General features: G+C 73.7%; 15 protein-coding genes and 2 pseudogenes. 10 read left to right on the forward strand and 7 right to left on the reverse strand.

Annotated elements, in window-relative coordinates; translation table 11 throughout:
• Positions 1–161 precede the first annotated feature (161 nt).
• Entirely contained in the window at positions 162–512 is a 351-nt protein-coding gene (locus ACZ7G3_RS34410) for a hypothetical protein (protein ID WP_426600951.1), read from the forward strand.
• A 65-nt stretch (positions 513–577) separates the two neighbouring features.
• Here the strand turns inward: ACZ7G3_RS34410 and ACZ7G3_RS34415 are convergent, their stop codons facing one another.
• Both ACZ7G3_RS34415 and nsrR read right to left on the reverse strand, forming a co-directional pair.
• Positions 578–1774, reverse strand: a complete 1197-nt coding sequence (locus ACZ7G3_RS34415; protein WP_470930461.1) for a globin domain-containing protein — start codon at positions 1772–1774, stop codon at positions 578–580.
• A 97-nt stretch (positions 1775–1871) separates the two neighbouring features.
• Positions 1872–2318: a nitric oxide-sensing transcriptional repressor NsrR gene (nsrR, locus tag ACZ7G3_RS34420; RefSeq protein WP_470930463.1), complete on the reverse strand. Its 447-nt coding sequence runs from the start codon at positions 2316–2318 to the stop codon at positions 1872–1874.
• 102 nt (positions 2319–2420) lie between these two features.
• Between nsrR and ACZ7G3_RS34425 the strand changes: the two genes are divergently transcribed.
• The gene (locus tag ACZ7G3_RS34425; RefSeq protein WP_470930465.1) at positions 2421–2858 is read left to right on the forward strand and encodes a hypothetical protein; all 438 of its coding nucleotides are present in this window, start codon (positions 2421–2423) and stop codon (positions 2856–2858) included.
• 7 nt (positions 2859–2865) lie between these two features.
• Here ACZ7G3_RS34425 and ACZ7G3_RS34430 read toward each other — a convergent pair whose 3' ends face one another.
• On the reverse strand, positions 2866–3549 hold the full coding sequence (locus ACZ7G3_RS34430; RefSeq protein ID WP_470930467.1) for an ABC transporter ATP-binding protein: 684 nt from the start codon (positions 3547–3549) through the stop codon (positions 2866–2868).
• Positions 3546–4634 carry an ABC transporter permease gene (locus ACZ7G3_RS34435; protein WP_470930468.1) on the reverse strand — a complete coding sequence of 363 codons (1089 nt, stop codon included), beginning with the start codon at positions 4632–4634 and terminating at the stop codon, positions 3546–3548. The genes ACZ7G3_RS34430 and ACZ7G3_RS34435 overlap by 4 nt, the downstream gene beginning before the upstream one ends.
• Positions 4635–4831: 197 nt before the next feature.
• Here ACZ7G3_RS34435 and ACZ7G3_RS34440 point away from each other — a divergent pair.
• The 7 genes and pseudogenes from ACZ7G3_RS34440 to ACZ7G3_RS34470 all read left to right on the forward strand — a co-directional run bounded on the left by ACZ7G3_RS34440 (position 4832) and on the right by ACZ7G3_RS34470 (position 11469).
• Positions 4832–6072, forward strand: a pseudogene (locus ACZ7G3_RS34440) (sensor histidine kinase).
• Positions 6069–6713 (forward strand): response regulator, encoded by a 645-nt coding sequence (locus ACZ7G3_RS34445; protein ID WP_470930470.1) that lies wholly within the window; start codon positions 6069–6071, stop codon positions 6711–6713. The pseudogene ACZ7G3_RS34440 and the gene ACZ7G3_RS34445 overlap by 4 nt, the downstream one beginning before the upstream one ends.
• Positions 6714–6953: 240 nt before the next feature.
• A complete protein-coding gene (locus ACZ7G3_RS34450; RefSeq protein WP_470930472.1) occupies positions 6954–7646 on the forward strand; it encodes a GAF and ANTAR domain-containing protein in 693 nt (230 codons plus the stop codon).
• Between the two features lie 75 nt (positions 7647–7721).
• Positions 7722–9035, forward strand: a complete 1314-nt coding sequence (locus ACZ7G3_RS34455) for a cation:proton antiporter (RefSeq protein WP_470930474.1) — start codon at positions 7722–7724, stop codon at positions 9033–9035.
• A gap of 571 nt (positions 9036–9606) precedes the next feature.
• A pseudogene (locus tag ACZ7G3_RS34460) lies at positions 9607–9750 on the forward strand (cytochrome P450); the annotation flags it as partial.
• Positions 9747–10970 carry a cytochrome P450 family protein gene (locus tag ACZ7G3_RS34465; protein WP_470930476.1) on the forward strand — a complete coding sequence of 408 codons (1224 nt, stop codon included), beginning with the start codon at positions 9747–9749 and terminating at the stop codon, positions 10968–10970. The pseudogene ACZ7G3_RS34460 and the gene ACZ7G3_RS34465, both read left to right, overlap by 4 nt.
• 97 nt (positions 10971–11067) lie before the next feature.
• Positions 11068–11469: a hypothetical protein gene (locus ACZ7G3_RS34470; RefSeq protein ID WP_426600940.1), complete on the forward strand. Its 402-nt coding sequence runs from the start codon at positions 11068–11070 to the stop codon at positions 11467–11469.
• Positions 11470–11544: 75 nt separating this feature from the next.
• Here ACZ7G3_RS34470 and ACZ7G3_RS34475 read toward each other — a convergent pair whose 3' ends face one another.
• Entirely contained in the window at positions 11545–12606 is a 1062-nt protein-coding gene (locus ACZ7G3_RS34475) for a glucose 1-dehydrogenase (protein WP_470930478.1), read from the reverse strand.
• Positions 12607–12785: 179 nt separating this feature from the next.
• Here ACZ7G3_RS34475 and ACZ7G3_RS34480 point away from each other — a divergent pair, with 179 nt between their 5' ends.
• Entirely contained in the window at positions 12786–13580 is a 795-nt protein-coding gene (locus ACZ7G3_RS34480; protein WP_470930480.1) for a ribonuclease BN, read from the forward strand.
• 131 nt (positions 13581–13711) lie between these two features.
• Here the strand turns inward: ACZ7G3_RS34480 and ACZ7G3_RS34485 are convergent, their stop codons facing one another.
• Together ACZ7G3_RS34485 and ACZ7G3_RS34490 are read right to left on the reverse strand one after the other, a co-directional pair.
• A complete protein-coding gene (locus tag ACZ7G3_RS34485; protein ID WP_470930482.1) occupies positions 13712–14797 on the reverse strand; it encodes an SDR family oxidoreductase in 1086 nt (361 codons plus the stop codon).
• A gap of 59 nt (positions 14798–14856) precedes the next feature.
• On the reverse strand, positions 14857–16659 hold the full coding sequence (locus ACZ7G3_RS34490) for a thiamine pyrophosphate-requiring protein (RefSeq protein ID WP_470930484.1): 1803 nt from the start codon (positions 16657–16659) through the stop codon (positions 14857–14859).
• Between the last annotated feature and the right edge of the window lie 93 nt (positions 16660–16752).

A 16752-nucleotide genomic window follows, 5' to 3' on the forward strand; every position in this document is an offset into this window, starting at 1 on the left:
CACAGAGACAAGGTTCGCGGGCGCACCCCCCCCCCCCCCCCCCCCCCCCCCCCCCCCCCAAGCCCCCCCCCCCCCCCCCCCCCCGGGGCGCGTTGCGGACGCGGTGCCGGGCGCCTTCACTGAACACAACTTCGCCATCAGGCGTCGGATCGGAGGCCGCAATGCTGTCCCACACCCTGGAGCATGGGGTCCTGGTCATCACGCTGGACCAGGACCCGGGAATCGACGGGCGGGCCACGCTGACCACGCACATCACCAACCTGGTCGACGCCCACCAGCCGACCCCCGTCGTCATCGTTCTCACCGAGCGGGCCTCCGGCCCCGCCGCCGTCAGCGCCGTGCTCCGTGCCCACCAGTGGTGCGCTCGGCTCGGCGTCCTGATGTGCGTCGTCACCCACAGCGCGCCCGTCAGGCGGCTGCTGGAGGACAACGCCGACACCTCCGGTCCGCGGCTGGTCGTGCACGCCCGCGTCGACACCGCCATCACCACCGCGTTCACCGCGGCGGCCTAACGCCCCGTACGTCGTTCCCGCGGCGGCCCGGCCGCCCGTGCCCGGGAGCGTGCGACCGCCTCCCGCTACTGCTGTCCGAGCCAGAGGTCGGGGCCGAAGACCTCGTAGTGGACGGCCTGGGCCGGCACACCGCGGCGCAGCAGGTCGCCGCGGACGGCGCGCATGAAGGGCACCGGGCCGCACAGGTAGGCCGTGAGCCCCGAGGGCAGTTCGAGACCGGCGAGGTCGGCGCGGCCGGCGGCTGCCTCCGGGGCCTGGTCGCCGGGCTCCTCGTACCACAGGTGGAGCCGGGCGTCGGGCAGCGCGCGTATCAGGTCGAGCTGTTCCTGCCGGTGGGCGTGGTCGGCGGGGGTGCGGTCGGCGTGGACGACGGTCACCGGGCGGGTGGCGCCGGCGGCGGCCAGGTGGTCGAGCATGGCCAGCACGGGGGTGACGCCGATTCCGGCGGAGGCCAGCAGCAGCGGGCCGTCGTCCTCGGCCAGGGCCAGGTCGCCGAAGGGTGCGGACACGGTGAGCACGTCGCCCTCGCGGGTGTGCGCGTGCAGCCAGGAGGAGACCTCGCCGTCCGGCCGCCCGTCGCCCTGGACGCGCTTGACGGTGATGCGCAGGTCGGACCGGCCGGGCGCCGCGGACAGGCTGTACTGGCGGATCTGCCGGGAGCCGTCGGGCAGTTCGGACCGCACGCTGACGTACTGGCCGGGACGGAAGGGCTGGGTGGGACGGTCGTCGGCCGGCCGGAGTACGAAGGAGACCGCGTCGGGGCTCTCCTCGCGGCGCTCGGCGACCTCCATGCGGCGCCAGACGTCCCCCTCGGCGACCCCTGCCTCCTGGTAGAGGCGGGTCTCGACGGCCACCAGCGCGTTGGCCATCAGCCAGTAGACCTCGTCCCAGGCCGCGGCGACCTCGGGGGTGACGGCGTCGCCGAGCACCTCCGCGATCGCGGCGAACAGATGACGGTGGACGACCTTGTACTGGTCGGAGGTGACACCGAGTGAGGCGTGCTTGTGCGCGATCCTGGAGAGCATCACGTCCGGGCGGGCGTCGGGGCGCTCCAGCAGCATGCCCGCGAACGCGGCGATGGAGCCCGCCAGGGCCCGCTGCTGCTCCCCGTTGGCCTGGTTTCCCCGGTTGAACAGGTCCCGCAGCAGCTCGGGGTGGGCGTCGAAGAGCTTCCGGTAGAACAGCGTGGTGATGTCACCGATGGCTGCTCCTACCGCCGGAAGGGTGGCCCGGACCACGGGGACGGACTGTTCGGAGAGCACAGCGACTCCTTAATCGGTAGATGATATGCGTGTTTTCGGTCACGGCTCGGCGCCGGCCCGCCGGTCACCGCTCGGCGCCCGGCAGCGGGCCACTCCGTCATCCGGCGGGGCGGCCCGTCAGCCCGACCAGGACCGGCCCGGTCGGCGAGGCCACCAGGTCGGCCACGGTCAGCGGGTCGAGCGCGGCGTAGAACGCCTCCTGCGCGTCCCGCAGCGCACCGCGGAGCCGGCAGGCCCCTCGCAGCGGGCACGGCGTATCGCCCTCGCAGGCGACCACCTCACCGTCGCCCTCGAGTTCGCGCACCAGCCGGCCCACGGAGGCGTGCCGGCCCAGGCCGGTCAGCGTCAGACCGCCGCCGCGACCGCGCCGCGCCTCCACGATGCCGAGGTGCTGCAGACGCGTGATGGCCTTGGCCGCGTGCGTGTACGGCACGCCGACGACCTCGGCCACCTCGCGGGTGGTCGGCGGGGCGTCACCGTCTCTCACGACCGCCAGGCGCATGACGGAACGCAGCGCCAGGTCGGTGAACTTCGTCAGCCGCACAGCCCGGACGCTATCAAATACGCATAATGGATTCGTGTTTACTTACGACGATGGCTCTGTGGAGTGCGTCACGGGACGTCCCACGACGGACGGTGACACCTGATGGCAGCGGAAGACAGCGGCTCCCCCGCTCCGGCGGCCGGTCCTCCCCTCCCCCGGGTGCTGTGCGACACCACGGAACTCCTGCCACCCGGTGGCGACGCGAGGGCCGGCGCCCTGTGGAAGCTCGCGGAACCGGGGCGGCAGCTCGACGCCAACGTGGTCCGCGTCCCCGCGGCGGGACGGGTCGACACGCACACCGAACCGGACCTCGACGTCCTGCTGCTCGTCCTCGACGGCGAGGCCGTCCTGCTCCGCACCGACGGCGAGAGTCCGCTGCGCCCGGGCGTCCTGACCTGGCTGCCGCACGGCGCGACCCGAGCCGTCGTGGCCGGCCCCTCCGGGGTGACGTACCTGACCGTGCACCGGCGCCGCCCCGGCATGCGCATTCAGCCACCGGCTGCCGCCGACCGGCTGCGGCCGGACCCGGACGGCGCCTGAGCCGCGGTCAGCCGACCCGTGCGCGCGGACTCAGACGTCCGTCGTGCACCTCGGTGACACGGTCGGCCGCGGCCAGATGGGCGTGGTCATGGGTGACCAGCACGGTGGCGGTGCCCCGCTCCCGGGTGAGGCGGCCGATCAGGCCGAGGACGGCGGCGCCCCGCTCGTGGTCGAGGGCGCTGGTGGGTTCGTCGACGAGCAGCACACCGGGGTCGTTCATCAGGGAGCGGGCGATGTTGACCCGCTGACGCTGGCCGCCGGAGAGCTGGTGGGGCCGGCGGTCGGCCCGGTCCGCCATGCCGACCGCGTCGAGGAGCTCCAGCGCCCGGCCGCGGGCGGCGCGCGGCCCGCGCCCGTCGATGTGGGCCATCACCTGGAGCTGCTCGGCCGCGGTCAGCGCCGGCAGCGGGTTGGGCTGCTGGAAGACGATGCCGATCCGGTGCCGGCGCAGGTCGGCCAGCTCCCCTCGGCTCATCCCCGTGGTGTCCGTGCCGTCCACGGTGACGGTGCCCGTGTCGGGCGTGATGAGGGTGGCCGCCACGGCCAGCAGGCTGGACTTGCCCGAGCCGGAGGGGCCGATGACGGCGGTCAGACAGCCCCTCGGAACGTCCAGGGTGACGCGGTCGAGGGCGGTCAGGCGGCCGTCGCCGTCGGGGTAGGTGAGGGTGATGTCGGTCAGGCGCAGGCTCATCGGGCGCTCCCCAGGGCGGTCAGCGGGTCTACGGAGGTGATGCGGCGCACCGCGAGGCCCGCCCCGAGCGCGCCGAGGAGGACCATCACGGCGGCCGGTACGAGGACGGTGGCGGGAGTGAGGACGAAGGGGACGGCCGGGCCGGACAGCGAGGCGCCGATCGCCGCGGCGGCGGCGGTGCCGGCGAGGGTCCCGCCGGCCAGCAGGACGACGGCCTGGCCGAGCGCGTCGCGCAGCAGTGCGGCGGTGGTGGCGCCCAGCGCCTTCAGCACGGCGATGTCACCGCTGCGCTGAATGGTCCACACGGTGAAGAAGGCGCCGATGACCAGGGCGGAGATGGCGAACAGGAAGCCGCGCATCAGTTGCAGGGAGCCGTTCTCGGAGGTGTAGGAGCCGATCGCGGAGAGCGACTCGTCCTTCGTGACGGTCTCGGTGCCCACCGCCCGGTCCGTCGCCGCGGTGTCGGCGCCGGAGGCGGTGTCCAGGGCGATCACCGTCGCGGCGGGTCCGCCGGTGCCCGTGGCGGGCGGGGCGACGGCCTGCCAGGTACGCAGGCTCGTCCACACCACGGGGGTGTGGCTGAAGGAGTCGTCGCGACCGGTGGCGGCGACGGTCAGCGGCCGGCCGGCGAGGGTGACGGTGTCGCCCTCGCGCACGCCGAGTTCCCCGGCCGCGGCGGGCGGCATCAGGACCGTACGGTCGTCGACGCGGTCGCCGTCGGGTGCCAGGGGCGAGCCGGGTTCGACGCCGAAGACGGAGACACCGGTGCTCCGGTCGCCCGCGGCGGCCCTGGTGGTGGTGATGCCCAGCGGCTCGGCGCGGTGGACGCCGGGCGCCTTCGCCCACCGGCGCCACTGGTCCTCGGTGACGGTGGAGTTCGCGTACGACAGGTCCTGACCGCCGCTCGGCGCGGCGAAGGCGATCCGGTCGGCGGGCAGGGAGGTGACGGCGGAGATGTTCTCGCGGGCCAGGCCGGCGGTCAGCCCGGACAGCAGCCCGACCAGCAGGGTGATCAGTACGACGACGCTGCCCATCAGGGCGAACCGCCCCTCGGCGAACGTCAGGTCTCTCAAGGCGACAAACACGTCTTCGCCCGGCCTTTCGACAACGGTGGGAGTCAGGGTGCGCGGCCGACGGAATCGGCGACGTGTCCCACCGTCGCCGCTCGAAGGCCTCGCGGGCATCGCTCCTGGGCGGGGACTTCACGGGCCGAAGGGTGCGGCCCGGCTTGCACCTTTCGACAGATGCCCGGCCCCGGCACGGTCCGTAGGCTGGGGTGATCGTGAACGCGCTGACTCCCACCACCCGGGCCCTGGCCTGGAGCCTGCACCTGCTCGTGGCCGGCCTGCTCGCCCTGGCGGCGGTGCGGGCGGCGACGGACGACCGGCCGCACGCCCCCGCCGTGATCGCCGTGGCGGCGGCGGTGGGCGCGGTGTACGCCGTGGGTCCGGCGCTGCCCGCCGTCCGGGCCTCCCGCCGTGCGGCCGCGTCGTGGCTGGGCGCGGTCGGCGCGGTGTGGCTCGTGCTGCTGGCCCTGTCCGCCGAGGGGGTGTGGCTGGCGTTCCCGCTGTACTTCGTCCAGCTCCATCTGCTGTCCCGCCGTGCCGGGCCGGTGGCGGTGACCGCCACGGCGGTCGCGGCGATCGCCGCGTTCTCCGCCCACCAAGGCACGTTCACCGCGGCCACCGCGATCGGCCCGGCGCTCGGGGCCGCCGTCGCCGTGGCGGTGGTGTGGGGCTACCAGGCGCTGTACCGCGAGAGCGAGGAGCGGCGCCGGCTCATCGAGGAGCTCACCGTCACCCGGGCCGACCTGGCCGACGCCCAGCGGGCCGCGGGCGTGCTGGAGGAACGCCAGCGCCTCGCCCGGGAGATCCACGACACGCTCGCCCAGGGCCTGTCCAGCATCCAGTTGCTGCTGCGTGCCGCCGAGCGGGCCCTGCCCGACCGGCCGGGACCCGCGGCCACCTACGTGGGCCAGGCCCGCCAGGCCGCGGTGGACAACCTCGCCGAGGCCCGCCGGTTCGTCGTCGCCCTCTCGCCGCCGGCCCTGGACGACACGACCCTCGCCGACGCGCTGGAGCGGCTGTGCGCCACCACGACCGAGCGGCACCGCCTCGACGTCCGCTTCCGCCTCGCCGGCCGGCCCCGCCCGCTGCCCACCGCGCAGGAGGTCGCCCTGCTGCGCGTCGCGCAGTCCGCGCTGGCCAACACGGTCGGGCACGCCCGTGCCGACGGCGCCGAGGTGACCCTGAGCTATCTCGACGACGCCGTCGCCCTCGGCGTCACCGACGACGGGGTGGGTTTCGATCCCGCCGCCGTGTCCGCCCCCGGGCCGGAGGGGGGCGGCTTCGGACTGGCCGCCATGAGGGCCCGTATGCACACCTGGGCGGCACGCTCCGCGTCGAGTCCGCTCCCGGGCGCGGCACCGCGCTGACCGCGCGGCTCCCGCACACGCCCGCGCCCGCCCCTGCCCGCGGCACCGACGACCCTCATGAACCCCACCACCCCGAGGCCCAGCCGTGACCGAGACCACCCCGCCGCCGATCCGTCTGCTGCTCGCCGACGACCACCCCGTCGTCCGTGCGGGGCTGCGCGCGGTGCTGGCGACCGAGGAGGGCATCACGGTGGCGGCCGAGGCCGCGACCGCCGAGGAGGCCGTCGAGCGGGCGGAGCGGGGCGACATCGACGTCGTCCTGATGGACCTGCAGTTCGGCAGGGGCATGAACGGCGCGGAGGCCACGGCCGCGATCACCGCGCGACCGGGGGCACCGCGCGTCCTGATCGTCACCACGTACGACACCGACGCCGACACACTGCCCGCCATCGAGGCCGGAGCCACCGGCTACCTCCTCAAGGACGCGCCGCCCGAGGACCTCGCCGCCGCCGTGCGCACCGCGGCGACGGGCCGGACCGCGCTCGCGCCCACGGTCGCGGACCGGCTGATGACCCGCCTGCGGGAGCCGCACACCTCGCTGACCCGCCGGGAGACCGAGGTCCTCGCCCTGGTCGCCGAGGGCCTGTCCAACCAGCACGTCGCCGAGCGGCTCCATCTGACCGAGGGCACGGTGAAGTCCCACCTGGCCCGCGTCTACACCAAGCTGGACGTGGACTCCCGCACCGCCGCGGTCGCCACCGCCACCGCCCTCGGTCTCATCCGGCGGTGAGCCGGGAGTCCTGGGACCTCACCGGGCAGTCGCCCGGTGAGCAGCCGGCGCGGCAGCCGGCCGCGCCGTCGAGGGCGCCCGTGGTGCGGCGACGACGGCTGTGCGGGTGAAAGCGGTGCGGCGACGGCTGTGCGGGGGAACGCGGTGACCAGGGCGCACCGGACGCCGATGCGGGCGCGATCTCCCTGTTGCGTCCGGCCGTCCGCGGGGCACTCCTCCAGGGAGCGAGGAGGAAACGGTATGGAGGACTGGCGTGTGTTCGCACAGCAGATGGCCTCCCTGGCGCGTGATCTGCTGGCGCAGGAATCGGTGAACGACACGCTCGAGCGGATCACCGGTTCGGCCAAGGAGCTGGTGGAGGGCTGTGACGCCGCCGGCATCCTCATCCTGCGCGGCGACCACGTGCGGTCGCTGGCCCCCACCGACCAGGTGGTCGTCGACAGCGACGAGCTTCAGGGACGCGTCGGGGAAGGACCGTGCTTCGACGCCGCGCGCACCTCCGAGGAGCCGCGGCAGTTCCGGATCGCCGACTTCACCGACGAGGCCCGGCGCTGGCCCAAGTACGTGCCCGAGGCCCGCAAGCTGGGCCTGGGCAGCATGATGGGCTTCCTGCTGTTCACCGAGGACGAGGATCTCGGGGCGCTGAACATCTACTCGTACCGGCCCGGCGCGTTCACCGACGCCAGCGAGACGGCCGGCTGGCTGCTGGCCTCCCACGCCGCGGTCGCCTTCTCCAGCGCCCGCACGCACGCCCAGCTGCAGGAGGCCATCGGTACCCGGCACACCGTCGGTGAGGCCATGGGCATCCTCATGGGCAGGCACCGACTGACCGAGGACCAGGCCTTCGCCGCGCTGCGCCGCTACTCGCAGGACCGCAACGTGAAGCTCCGTGACGTCGCCCGCCAGGTCTGCGACCAGGGCGGTCTGCCCTGAGCCACCTCGGGGGCCACGCCGGGATCCTGCCGGACGGCCGGCGTACGGCCGCCAGGCAGCGGGCACACGTCAGCGGTGACCTTGGCTGACTTCCTCTTCACCGTCCTCGGCGCGGGCGCGCTCGCGGCGGCCGTACTCCCCCGGCTGGTGGCCGGACGGCCCCTGTCCATGCCGCTCGTCTTCCTGGCCTGCGGGGTCGCACTGCAACTGCTGCCCGCACCCCTGCCGGAGATCGACCTGGTGCGCGACCGGGTCTGGGTGGAGCACCTCACCGAGATCTGCCTGATCATCTCCCTGATGGGCGCCGGGCTGGCCCTGAACCGCCCCTTCGGCCTGCGCCGCTGGCGGGCACCGTGGCGGCTGATCGGCATCACCATGCCGCTGACCATCGCGGTCACGGGGCTCCTCGCCTGGTGGTTGCTCGACTGGCCGCCGGCCGCCGCGCTGCTGCTCGCGGCCGTGCTCGCGCCCACCGACCCGGTACTCGCCTCCGAGGTACGGGTGGGCGCGCCGACCGACTCCGAGCACGACGAGGACGAGGTGCGTTTCGCGCTCACCAGCGAGGCCGGCCTCAACGACGGCCTCGCCTTCCCCGTCGTCATGGCGGCGATCGCGCTGACCGCGGCGGCCGGTACCGGCCTGTCCGGCGACTGGGTCGGGCACTGGCTGCTGGTCGACGTGCTGTACGGGTGCGTGGTCGGAGTGCTGGCCGGCCTGGCCGTCGGCACACTGCTCGGCTGGCTCTTCTTCCGCGCCGGCCGGCGCGCGGTGCGGCTGTCCGAGCACCGGGAGGGCTTCGTCGCCCTGGGTGCCACGTTCCTCTCCTACGGCGTCACCGAACTCGCCCACGGCTACGGGTTCCTGGCCGTCTTCGTCACCGCCTGCCGCATCCGCGCAGCCGAACGCGACCACGGCTACCACGCGGTGCTGCACGACTTCGTCGAGCAGGTCGAACGACTGCTGACCGCCGGGCTCCTCTTCCTGCTGGGCGTCTGTGTCGCGCAGGGCGCCCTGGCCGACCTGACCTGGCAGGGCGGGGCGGTCGGTCTGCTCGTGCTGCTCGTCGCCCGGCCGCTGACCGGCTGGGTCGCGCAGTTCGGCACGGCCGCGGGCCCCCGGGAGCGTCTCGTGACCGCCTTCTTCGGCATCCGCGGCATCGGCTCGCTGTTCTACCTCGCCCACGCGCTCGGCACGGAGGGCTTTCACGTCCCGGCCGGGGAGCTGTGGGCCGTGGTGGCCTTCACCGTCCTCGCCTCCGTCGTCCTGCACGGGGTGACCGCCTCGCCGGTGATCTCCCGCCTCGACCGGCTGCGGCGGCTCCGAGCCGGTGGCCGCGGCGGGACCGGACAGGCACCGACCGAGGACGACGTGGCCGACGAGCGTCTGTGACGCGCCCTGCCGGACGGATGTCACCGGCAGCACGCGGCGTTCGAACGGGTAGGGATTCGCAGGGGACTCTTCTCATTTCGATCACGAACTCTCGTATAGTGATCGCCAGTTGCCTGCCGTGTGACAGATGTCGTCACATGCGCCCGAAGGACGACACGAGGGCCGCCCCGGCGGCCTGGCGAGGACCCGATTGATGACCGCGCCCGCCCGCCCCGGCGACCGCCACGGTCCCCGCGCCCTCGCACCCGCGGCCCTGCCCTGCGCGGCGGTGTCGGCACTCGTCGTCGGCGGTGCCGTCGCCGCGGCACCGTCCTCGGTACGCGTTCCGCTCGGGCTGGGCGCGAGCGCCGCGGCCATCCTGCTCCGCGTGGCCGTGACGGTGGCCGTGCACGCCGTGCACCGGGAACGGGCCACCCGCCGCCTGCTGGACTCCGCCCGCGCGGACGCGGCGGGGCCGGCTCAGGACCGGGCGCGGCCGGCCGAGCGGGAAAGACAGGAGCGGGAGCGCCTGCCCGACGGCCGGGAACGGGCCATCGCCGGCCAGACGCACCTGGCCACGTCCCTGGCGGGCCTCCTCGCCGACCGGCTGCCGGACATCGACCTGGCCGTGCCCGCCGGGCCCCTCATCCGTCGCCCCTCGCCCTGGCTGCGGGGGCTGACCGAGTTGCCCGTGCGGTTCACCCCGACCACTGCCCTGGGAGGCACGTCAGCATGAGCACCGGCGCCGAAGAGGCCACGATCCCGCTGGACCCGTTCGTCACCGACCTGGACGGCGAGAGCGCCCGGCTGCGCGCGGCCGGGCCGCTGGCCGCCGTGGAACTGCCCGGCGGTGTACCCGTCTGGGCCGTCACCCACCACGCCGAGGCCAAGGCCCTCCTCACGGATCCCCGCCTGGTCAAGGACATCAACGTGTGGAGGGCGTGGCAGCGCGGCGAGATCCCCGCCGACTGGCCGCTCATCGGGCTGGCCAACCCCGGCCGGTCGATGCTCACCGTGGACGGCGCGGAGCACCGCCGGCTGCGCACCCTCGTGGCGCAGGCGCTCACGGTGCGCCGGGTGGAGCACATGCGGGGGCGGATCACCGAGCTCACCGGCCGGCTGCTCGACGAGCTGCCCGCGGACGGCGGCGTCGTCGACCTCAAGGCGGCCTTCGCCTACCCGCTGCCGATGTACGTCGTCGCCGACCTGATGGGCATCGAGGAGGCGCGGCTGCCGCGGCTGAAGGTGCTGTTCGAGAAGTTCTTCTCGACGCAGACGCCGCCCGAGGAGGTCGTCGCGACCCTCACCGAGCTGGCCGGGATCATGGCCGACACGGTCGCCGCGAAGCGCGCCGCTCCCGGCGACGACCTGACCAGCGCGCTGATCCAGGCGTCCGAGAACGGCGACCACCTCACGGACGCGGAGATCGTGTCCACGCTCCAGCTGATGGTGGCCGCCGGTCACGAGACCACGATCTCGCTCATCGTGAACTCCGTGGTCAACCTCGCCGCGCACCCCGAGCAGCGGGCCCTGGTGCTCTCCGGGGAGGCGGAGTGGTCCGCGGTGATCGAGGAGACGCTGCGCTACTCGACGCCGACCTCGCACGTCCTGATCCGCTTCGCGACCGAGGACGTCCCGGTCGGCGAGAAGGTGATACCCGCCGGAGACGCGCTGATCGTGTCGTACGGCGCGCTGGGCCGGGACGAGGAGGCGCACGGTCCGACGGCGGGCGAGTTCGACATCACCCGCACCTCGCCCAGCCGGCACATCTCCTTCGGCCACGGCCCGCACGTGTGCCCCGGCGCGGCCCTGTCCCGGCTGGAGGCGGGCGTGGCGCTGCCCGCGCTCTACGCCCGGTTCCCGCGCCTGGACCTGGCGGTACCGGTGTCCGAGCTGCGCAACAAGCCGGTGGTCACACAGAACGACCTCTTCGAGCTGCCGGTCAGGCTGGTGTAGCGGCGTCCGGCCGGGCCGGGGTTGTCACCCGCGGGGCGTTTGCTCCCCGCCCTGCGGGTAACTCCGGCATTCCGGACGCCGACCCCCGGGAGTCGCCATGTGGAAGCGCAAGAGCAGGAAGGGCCGCCGGGCCGCGAAGCCGGTCCCCGTGGAGCTGTGCGACCTGTGCGCCAGGGTCTTCCCCGCGAACGAGTCCGTCAGCGGCTACGTGCCGGACTCCTCCGCGGCGCACTCCGTTCACACCTGGGCCGACGGGCTGCGGCTCATCACCGCGTGCTGCGACGACCACTTCGACGTGGTCAAGGCGGGCTACGCGCACCGGCCCTTCGTGGAGGAGGAACTGTGGGCGGCGAAGCTCACCCGGACCCTGACCACGGGTCCGCCGGGGCTCTCCATGGAACAGCTCGGCTGCCGGACGGGGCTCCAGGAGCCGCAGATACGTGCCGCCATCGCCTGGCACAACGAGCGCATGCGTGAGCAGCAGCGCACGGACCCCTGACCCCGATCCCGGCCGGCTCGGTCACAGCCGGTCGCCGCCGTCGTCACGTGCTCCCCCGGGCCGTGCCGTGAGCGGTCAGCGCGCGCCGCCCTCCAGTGTGATCACCGTCTTGATGCCATCGGCGTGCCGCTCGAACGCCGATGCCGCCCGCTCCAGCGGCACGCGGCGGGTGAGAAGCCGGTGGAGCCATTCCCGGTCGGCTCGCGCCAGGGCGTCGGCGGCCTGCCGGAAGTGGCGGAGGTTGGCGTTGACGGAACCCACCACCACGTCGTTCTCCAGCACGATGGCGCGGTTCACCGCGCCCGCGTCGAGGGTCAGGCGCCGCCCGGCGGGCGAGACGCCGGTGAGGCAGACGATGCCGTACGCCGCCGTCCCGCGGATCGCTTCGCACACCAGCGCGGCGGCCCCGGTGGCCTCGACCACGACATCCGGACGTACGGCGGTGAGCACGTCGCCCGCCGCGTCGCTGTGGTACGTGGCTCCCAGGGCCCGCACGAGGTCCGGTTTGGGTCCGTCCGTGACCCGGTCCAGGACATGAACGTCGAGGCCGCGCTGCCGGCCGAGCAGCGCGGCGAGGAGGCCGATGGGGCCGGCGCCGGTCACCAGTGCCCTGCGGGGCTCGAACCAGGCCCTGGCACCCACCCTCTCGATCTGTTCCCATGCCTTGGCCACGACACTGGCCGGCTCCATGAGGACACCCGCCAGTCCCAGCGCGGCGTCGACGCGCACGGCGTAGTCGGTCTCCAGGCACCACAGCTCGGCGCCGTACCCGTCGAGCTCCTTGATGCCGCGTTCGCGGTAGCGGCCGTTGCGGCACATGTCGAACTCTCCGTGCGCGCAGGCGCCGCAGGGCACCGGGTCCGGGCGCCGCACCACGCCGGCCACCAGGTCGCCGGGGTCGAATCCGCTGCCGTGCGGCGCCTCGGCGACGCGCCCCAGGGACTCGTGGCCGAGGATCAGCCGGCCGCGGTCCGGCGCCGCCCGGCCGTACTCGCCCGAGGCGATCTCCCGGTCCGTACCGCACAGGCCCAGGGCCACCCCACGGACCAGGAGTTCACCGGCGGCCGGTTCGGGGTCCGCGACCTCCTCCACCCCGAGCGAGCCGGGCCGGCCGGGGCGGACAGTCAGTGCGCGCATGGTGCTCACCCTCTCGGCTCGTCTTCCCGGAGCCGGTTCCCCGCATCGTTCGGCCCATGCGGGGGCCGTTCGGTCGGCGCGCGGCGGGCATCCGTGGGACGCCACGTTTGTCCGGCCCGCCGCCGGGTCACTCAGTTCCGCGTCCGCGAGCCGCCGAAGGGAACGCCCGAGGAGCATCCGTGAACCGCTTCCAGCCGTTCCACCGTGTGTGGGACCGGTTGGCCGCGTCCGCCCTCGTCCGGCGTGGCCGGGACCTGGAGCTGATGCACCGGGCCATGGGGTTCGCCACGCTCGCCCTGGTCACGCTGGCGCCGCTGCTGATCGTGGTGGCCGCCTTCGATCCCCTGGGACGTGGCGGCTTCGCGTCCTGGCTGGCCGACGGCATGGGGCTGTCCGGCCGGTCCGCGCGGGTGCTGACCGACATCATCAGTCCGCCGACCAAGGTCGTCGGCACCACGAGTGTGTGGGGCGGTATCGCGCTCGCCGTCTTCGGCGTGTCCTTCGCGGCGAGCGTGCAGAACGGCTACGAGCGGATCTGGGGGCTGCCCTCCGGTCCGTGGCACCGGGTCTGGCGCCAGATGACCTGGGTGGTCGCGCTGACCGCGTACCTCTACCAGGAGGTGCAGACGCGGACCGCTCTGCACGGGTCGGTGCGGATCGCGCTGTCCACCACGACGGGCGCACTGTTCTTCTGGTGGGGTCAGCATTTCCTGCTGGGCAGCCAGATCCGCTGGCGGGACCTGCTGCCGGGAGCGATCGCGACCATGGTGGGCCTGATCGGCCTGCGCGGCTTCTCGTACCTCGTCTTCACGCCGCTCATCCTCGACAACGCGATCAGCTACGGCACGGTCGGCATCGTGCTGGTGGTGGAGTCCTGGCTGATCGGGGTGGGGTTCGTGGTCTTCGGCGGCGCGATGGTCGGCCACTGGTTCTGCGAGCATCACTGGTGGACACGCACCATCGACCGTGAATGACCCGGTCGGGCCGTTCGTCTTCCGCACGCCTCGTGGCCGGCCGTGCCGCACGCCGCGAGTGAGCCGCGCGCGACGGCCCGCCGCCGCGTCGACCACCCCCGGCGGACCGACCGCTCGACGCGGCTTTCGCGTCAGCGTCGCGTCGGCGCGCAGCGAGCGGTCGTCCGCGCCCTCCGGCCGGAGGGGTACGCGCTGCGCCGCGTCGACGCCTCACCGCGGGGGGAGCGCCGGAGGACGCCGTCGGCCAGTGCCGCGACGACCGTCCCGGTCACGGTGGCGGCCAGCGCGAGTGGCCGGCGGTGGCGGGAGAGCCAGAACTGGAGGCTGCGCGCGTGGGACTCGTCGTCGAACAGGCCGTGCGCGCCGTAGTCGGCCGGTGCGGTGTCGTCGGGCGGCTTCCAGAGGTTGACCGGGCGGGACGGGTCGACGGGCTCGTCCGTCTGCTGCGAGTCGTAGCCGGTCCGGGCCAGATAGCGGTCCAGCAGACCCGGGGCGAACTTCTGGCCGAGCAGGGTGGCGACGGTGGACCCGCCGACCCAGTACTCGCGCCGCCCGGGATGGTCGGCGGCGTACAGGACCGCCTCGGCGGCGACCTCGGGCTGGTAGACGGGAGCCACCGGGCGCGGGTGCCCGGGCAGCCGGGTGAGGACCCAGCTGAACTGGGGCGTGTTGAGCCCCGGCATCTGGACCATGGTGACCCGCACGCCGCTGCGGTCGTGCAGCAGCTCGCAGCGCAGGGACTCGGTGAAGCCCTGGATGGCGTGTTTGGCCCCGCAGTACACCGACTGCAGGGGGACGCTGCGCTGGGCGAGGGCCGATCCGACCTGGACGATGGTGCCGCGATCGCGCGGCGTCATGTGCCGCAGGGCGGCCTGGGTGCCGTGGACGAAGCCGAAGTAGGTCACCTCCGTGGCGCGTCTCAGCTCCTCGGGCCGGACCTCCGGCACGGGCGCGAAGACGGTCGTGAACGCCGCGTTCACCCAGATGCCGATCGGGCCGAGTTCCTCCTCGATCCGGGCGGCCGCCGCGTCGACCGCCTCCGGGTCGGAGACGTCCACCGTCAGGGGCAGCGCACGTCCGCCGGCCTCCCGGACCTCCTCGGCCGCCTGCTCCAGGGCGTACGCGCCGCGCGCGAGCAGGGCCACGGAGCTCCCGCGGGCGCCGAAGGCGCGTGCGGTGGCCCGGCCGACTCCGCCGCTCGCCCCGGTGACGACCACGACGTCGGTACCGTCCGCCCGGCGGTGCCGCCCGCCTCCCCGGGTCCGCCGCGCGCCGCTCACTTCCTGCCCCGGCCGGGCAGGTGCCCGGCGTACTCGGTGAGCTTCTGCCGTACGCCCTTGGTGGCGATCCCGGTGAGCTCCGGGTCGTGCAGCGCCGCCTTGACGGCCTTCTTGCCCTGCTCCTTCATGATGTGCGGCGGGATCGGCGCGATCTCCGCGTCGACCTTGAACTCCAGGACCACCGGCCGGCCGGCGGCGAGCGCCTCGTCCCAGGCGGCACCCACCTTCTTGGGGTCGTCGCAGACGATGCCCTTGAGGCCGAGGAGTTCGGCGTAGGCGGCGTAGGGGACGTCGGGGATGTCCTGGGAGCCGGGGTACTTGGGGTCGCCGGCCATGGCGCGCTGCTCCCAGGTGACCTGGTTGAGGTCCTGGTTGTTGAACACGCAGAAGACGAGCGGGGCCGACCCGGACAGGCGGTCCAGGTACCGCTTGACGGTGATCATCTCGTTCATGCCGTTCATCTGGAACGCGCCGTCCCCGATGAACGCGATCACCGGCCGGTCCGGGTAGGCGAACCTCGCCGCGATGGCGTACGGGGTGCCCGGCCCCATCGTCGCCAGCGTGCCGGACAGCGAGGCGCGCATGCCCTCGCGGAGCTTGAGGTGCCGGGCCCACCAGTTGGTGCCCGAGCCGGAGTCGGCGGTGAGGATGGCGCCGTCCGGGAGGCGGGGCGAGAGTTCGGCGGCGACGGCCTGGGGGTTGATCGTCCTGCCGAAGTGCTCGCCGGCCCAGCGGTCGGCCAGGTCGTGCCACTCCCGTACGTCCTTCTCGATCTTCTCCCGCCAGCTCCGGTCCTTCTTGCACTGGAGCATCGGGATCAGGGCGCGCAGGGTCTCCCTGGAGTCGCCCACGAGGTGGGCGTCCATGGGGTAGCGGATGCCGATCATGCGGCCGTCGATGTCGATCTCGACGCCCCGGGCCTGTCCCTCCTCCGGCAGCCACTCGGAGTACGGGAAGCTGCTGCCGACCATCAGCAGGGTGTCGCAGCCCTGGATCATCTTGTCGCTGGCCTTGCTGCCCAGCAGGCCGATGGGCCCGGTGACGTACGGCAGGTCGTCGGGCAGGACCTCGCGCCCGAGCAGGGCCTTGGCGACGCCCGCGCCGAGCAGTTCGGCCACCTCCCTCACCTCGGCCTCCGCCTTCGCCGCGCCCTGGCCGACCAGCATGGCGACCTTGTCGCCCGCGTTGAGGACGTCGGCGGCCCTGCGGAGCTCGTCGAGGTCGGGCAGGACCCGGGGCCGGCTCCAGCCCACGCTGGAGAAGACGGAGCCGTGCTCCCTGGGCGGGGAGGGCTGGACCTCCTCCTCCTGCACGTCGCCCGGAATGATGATCGTGGCGACGCCCCGGGTGGTCAGCGCGGTCTTGAAGGCACGGTCGATCACGTGCCGGGCCTGGCCCGGGTGCACGACCATCTGGCAGTACTCGGACACGTCCGCGAACAGCTGGTCGAGGGCGATCTCCTGCTGGTAGTGGGTCCCCAGGGAGAGCCGCTTCTGCTGGCCCACCACCGCCACCACCGGCTGGTGGTCGAGCTTGGCGTCGTACAGGCCGTTGAGCAGGTGCACGGCGCCCGGCCCCGAGGTGGCGATGCAGCAGCCCACCTCGCCGGTGAACTTGGCGTGGGCACACGCCATGAACGCGGCCGTCTCCTCGTGCCGCGTCTGGATGAACTCCGGGTCGCCGTCGGCCCGGTCGAAGGCGCCGAGCAGGCCGTTGATGCCGTCACCCGGATAGCCGTACACACGCTGGACGCCCCACTCGGACAGACGCTGGAGCACATAGTCGGCGACTTCGGTCATGGAGCTCTCCTGGACGTGCGGAGACGGCGGTCGGCTTGTGGAGTTGCCTTCCCCGACAGGCGTAAACCGGGAGGCAGTGATCCGTTCGGCCAG

The sequence above is a fragment of the Streptomyces sp. NPDC037271 genome, assembly GCF_055603605.1.

Bases quoted from the DNA above. Each gene is read 5' to 3' on its own strand.
- ACZ7G3_RS34490 (WP_470930484.1), bottom strand. From the start codon at position 16,659: ATGACCGAAGTCGCCGACTATGTGCTCCAGCGTCTGTCCGAGTGGGGC.
- ACZ7G3_RS34450 (WP_470930472.1), top strand. From the start codon at position 6,954: ATGGAGGACTGGCGTGTGTTCGCACAGCAGATGGCCTCCCTGGCGCGT.
- ACZ7G3_RS34470 (WP_426600940.1), top strand. From the start codon at position 11,068: ATGTGGAAGCGCAAGAGCAGGAAGGGCCGCCGGGCCGCGAAGCCGGTC.
- ACZ7G3_RS34410 (WP_426600951.1), top strand. From the start codon at position 162: ATGCTGTCCCACACCCTGGAGCATGGGGTCCTGGTCATCACGCTGGAC.
- ACZ7G3_RS34430 (WP_470930467.1), bottom strand. From the start codon at position 3,549: ATGAGCCTGCGCCTGACCGACATCACCCTCACCTACCCCGACGGCGAC.
- ACZ7G3_RS34475 (WP_470930478.1), bottom strand. From the start codon at position 12,606: ATGCGCGCACTGACTGTCCGCCCCGGCCGGCCCGGCTCGCTCGGGGTG.
- ACZ7G3_RS34425 (WP_470930465.1), top strand. From the start codon at position 2,421: ATGGCAGCGGAAGACAGCGGCTCCCCCGCTCCGGCGGCCGGTCCTCCC.
- ACZ7G3_RS34465 (WP_470930476.1), top strand. From the start codon at position 9,747: ATGAGCACCGGCGCCGAAGAGGCCACGATCCCGCTGGACCCGTTCGTC.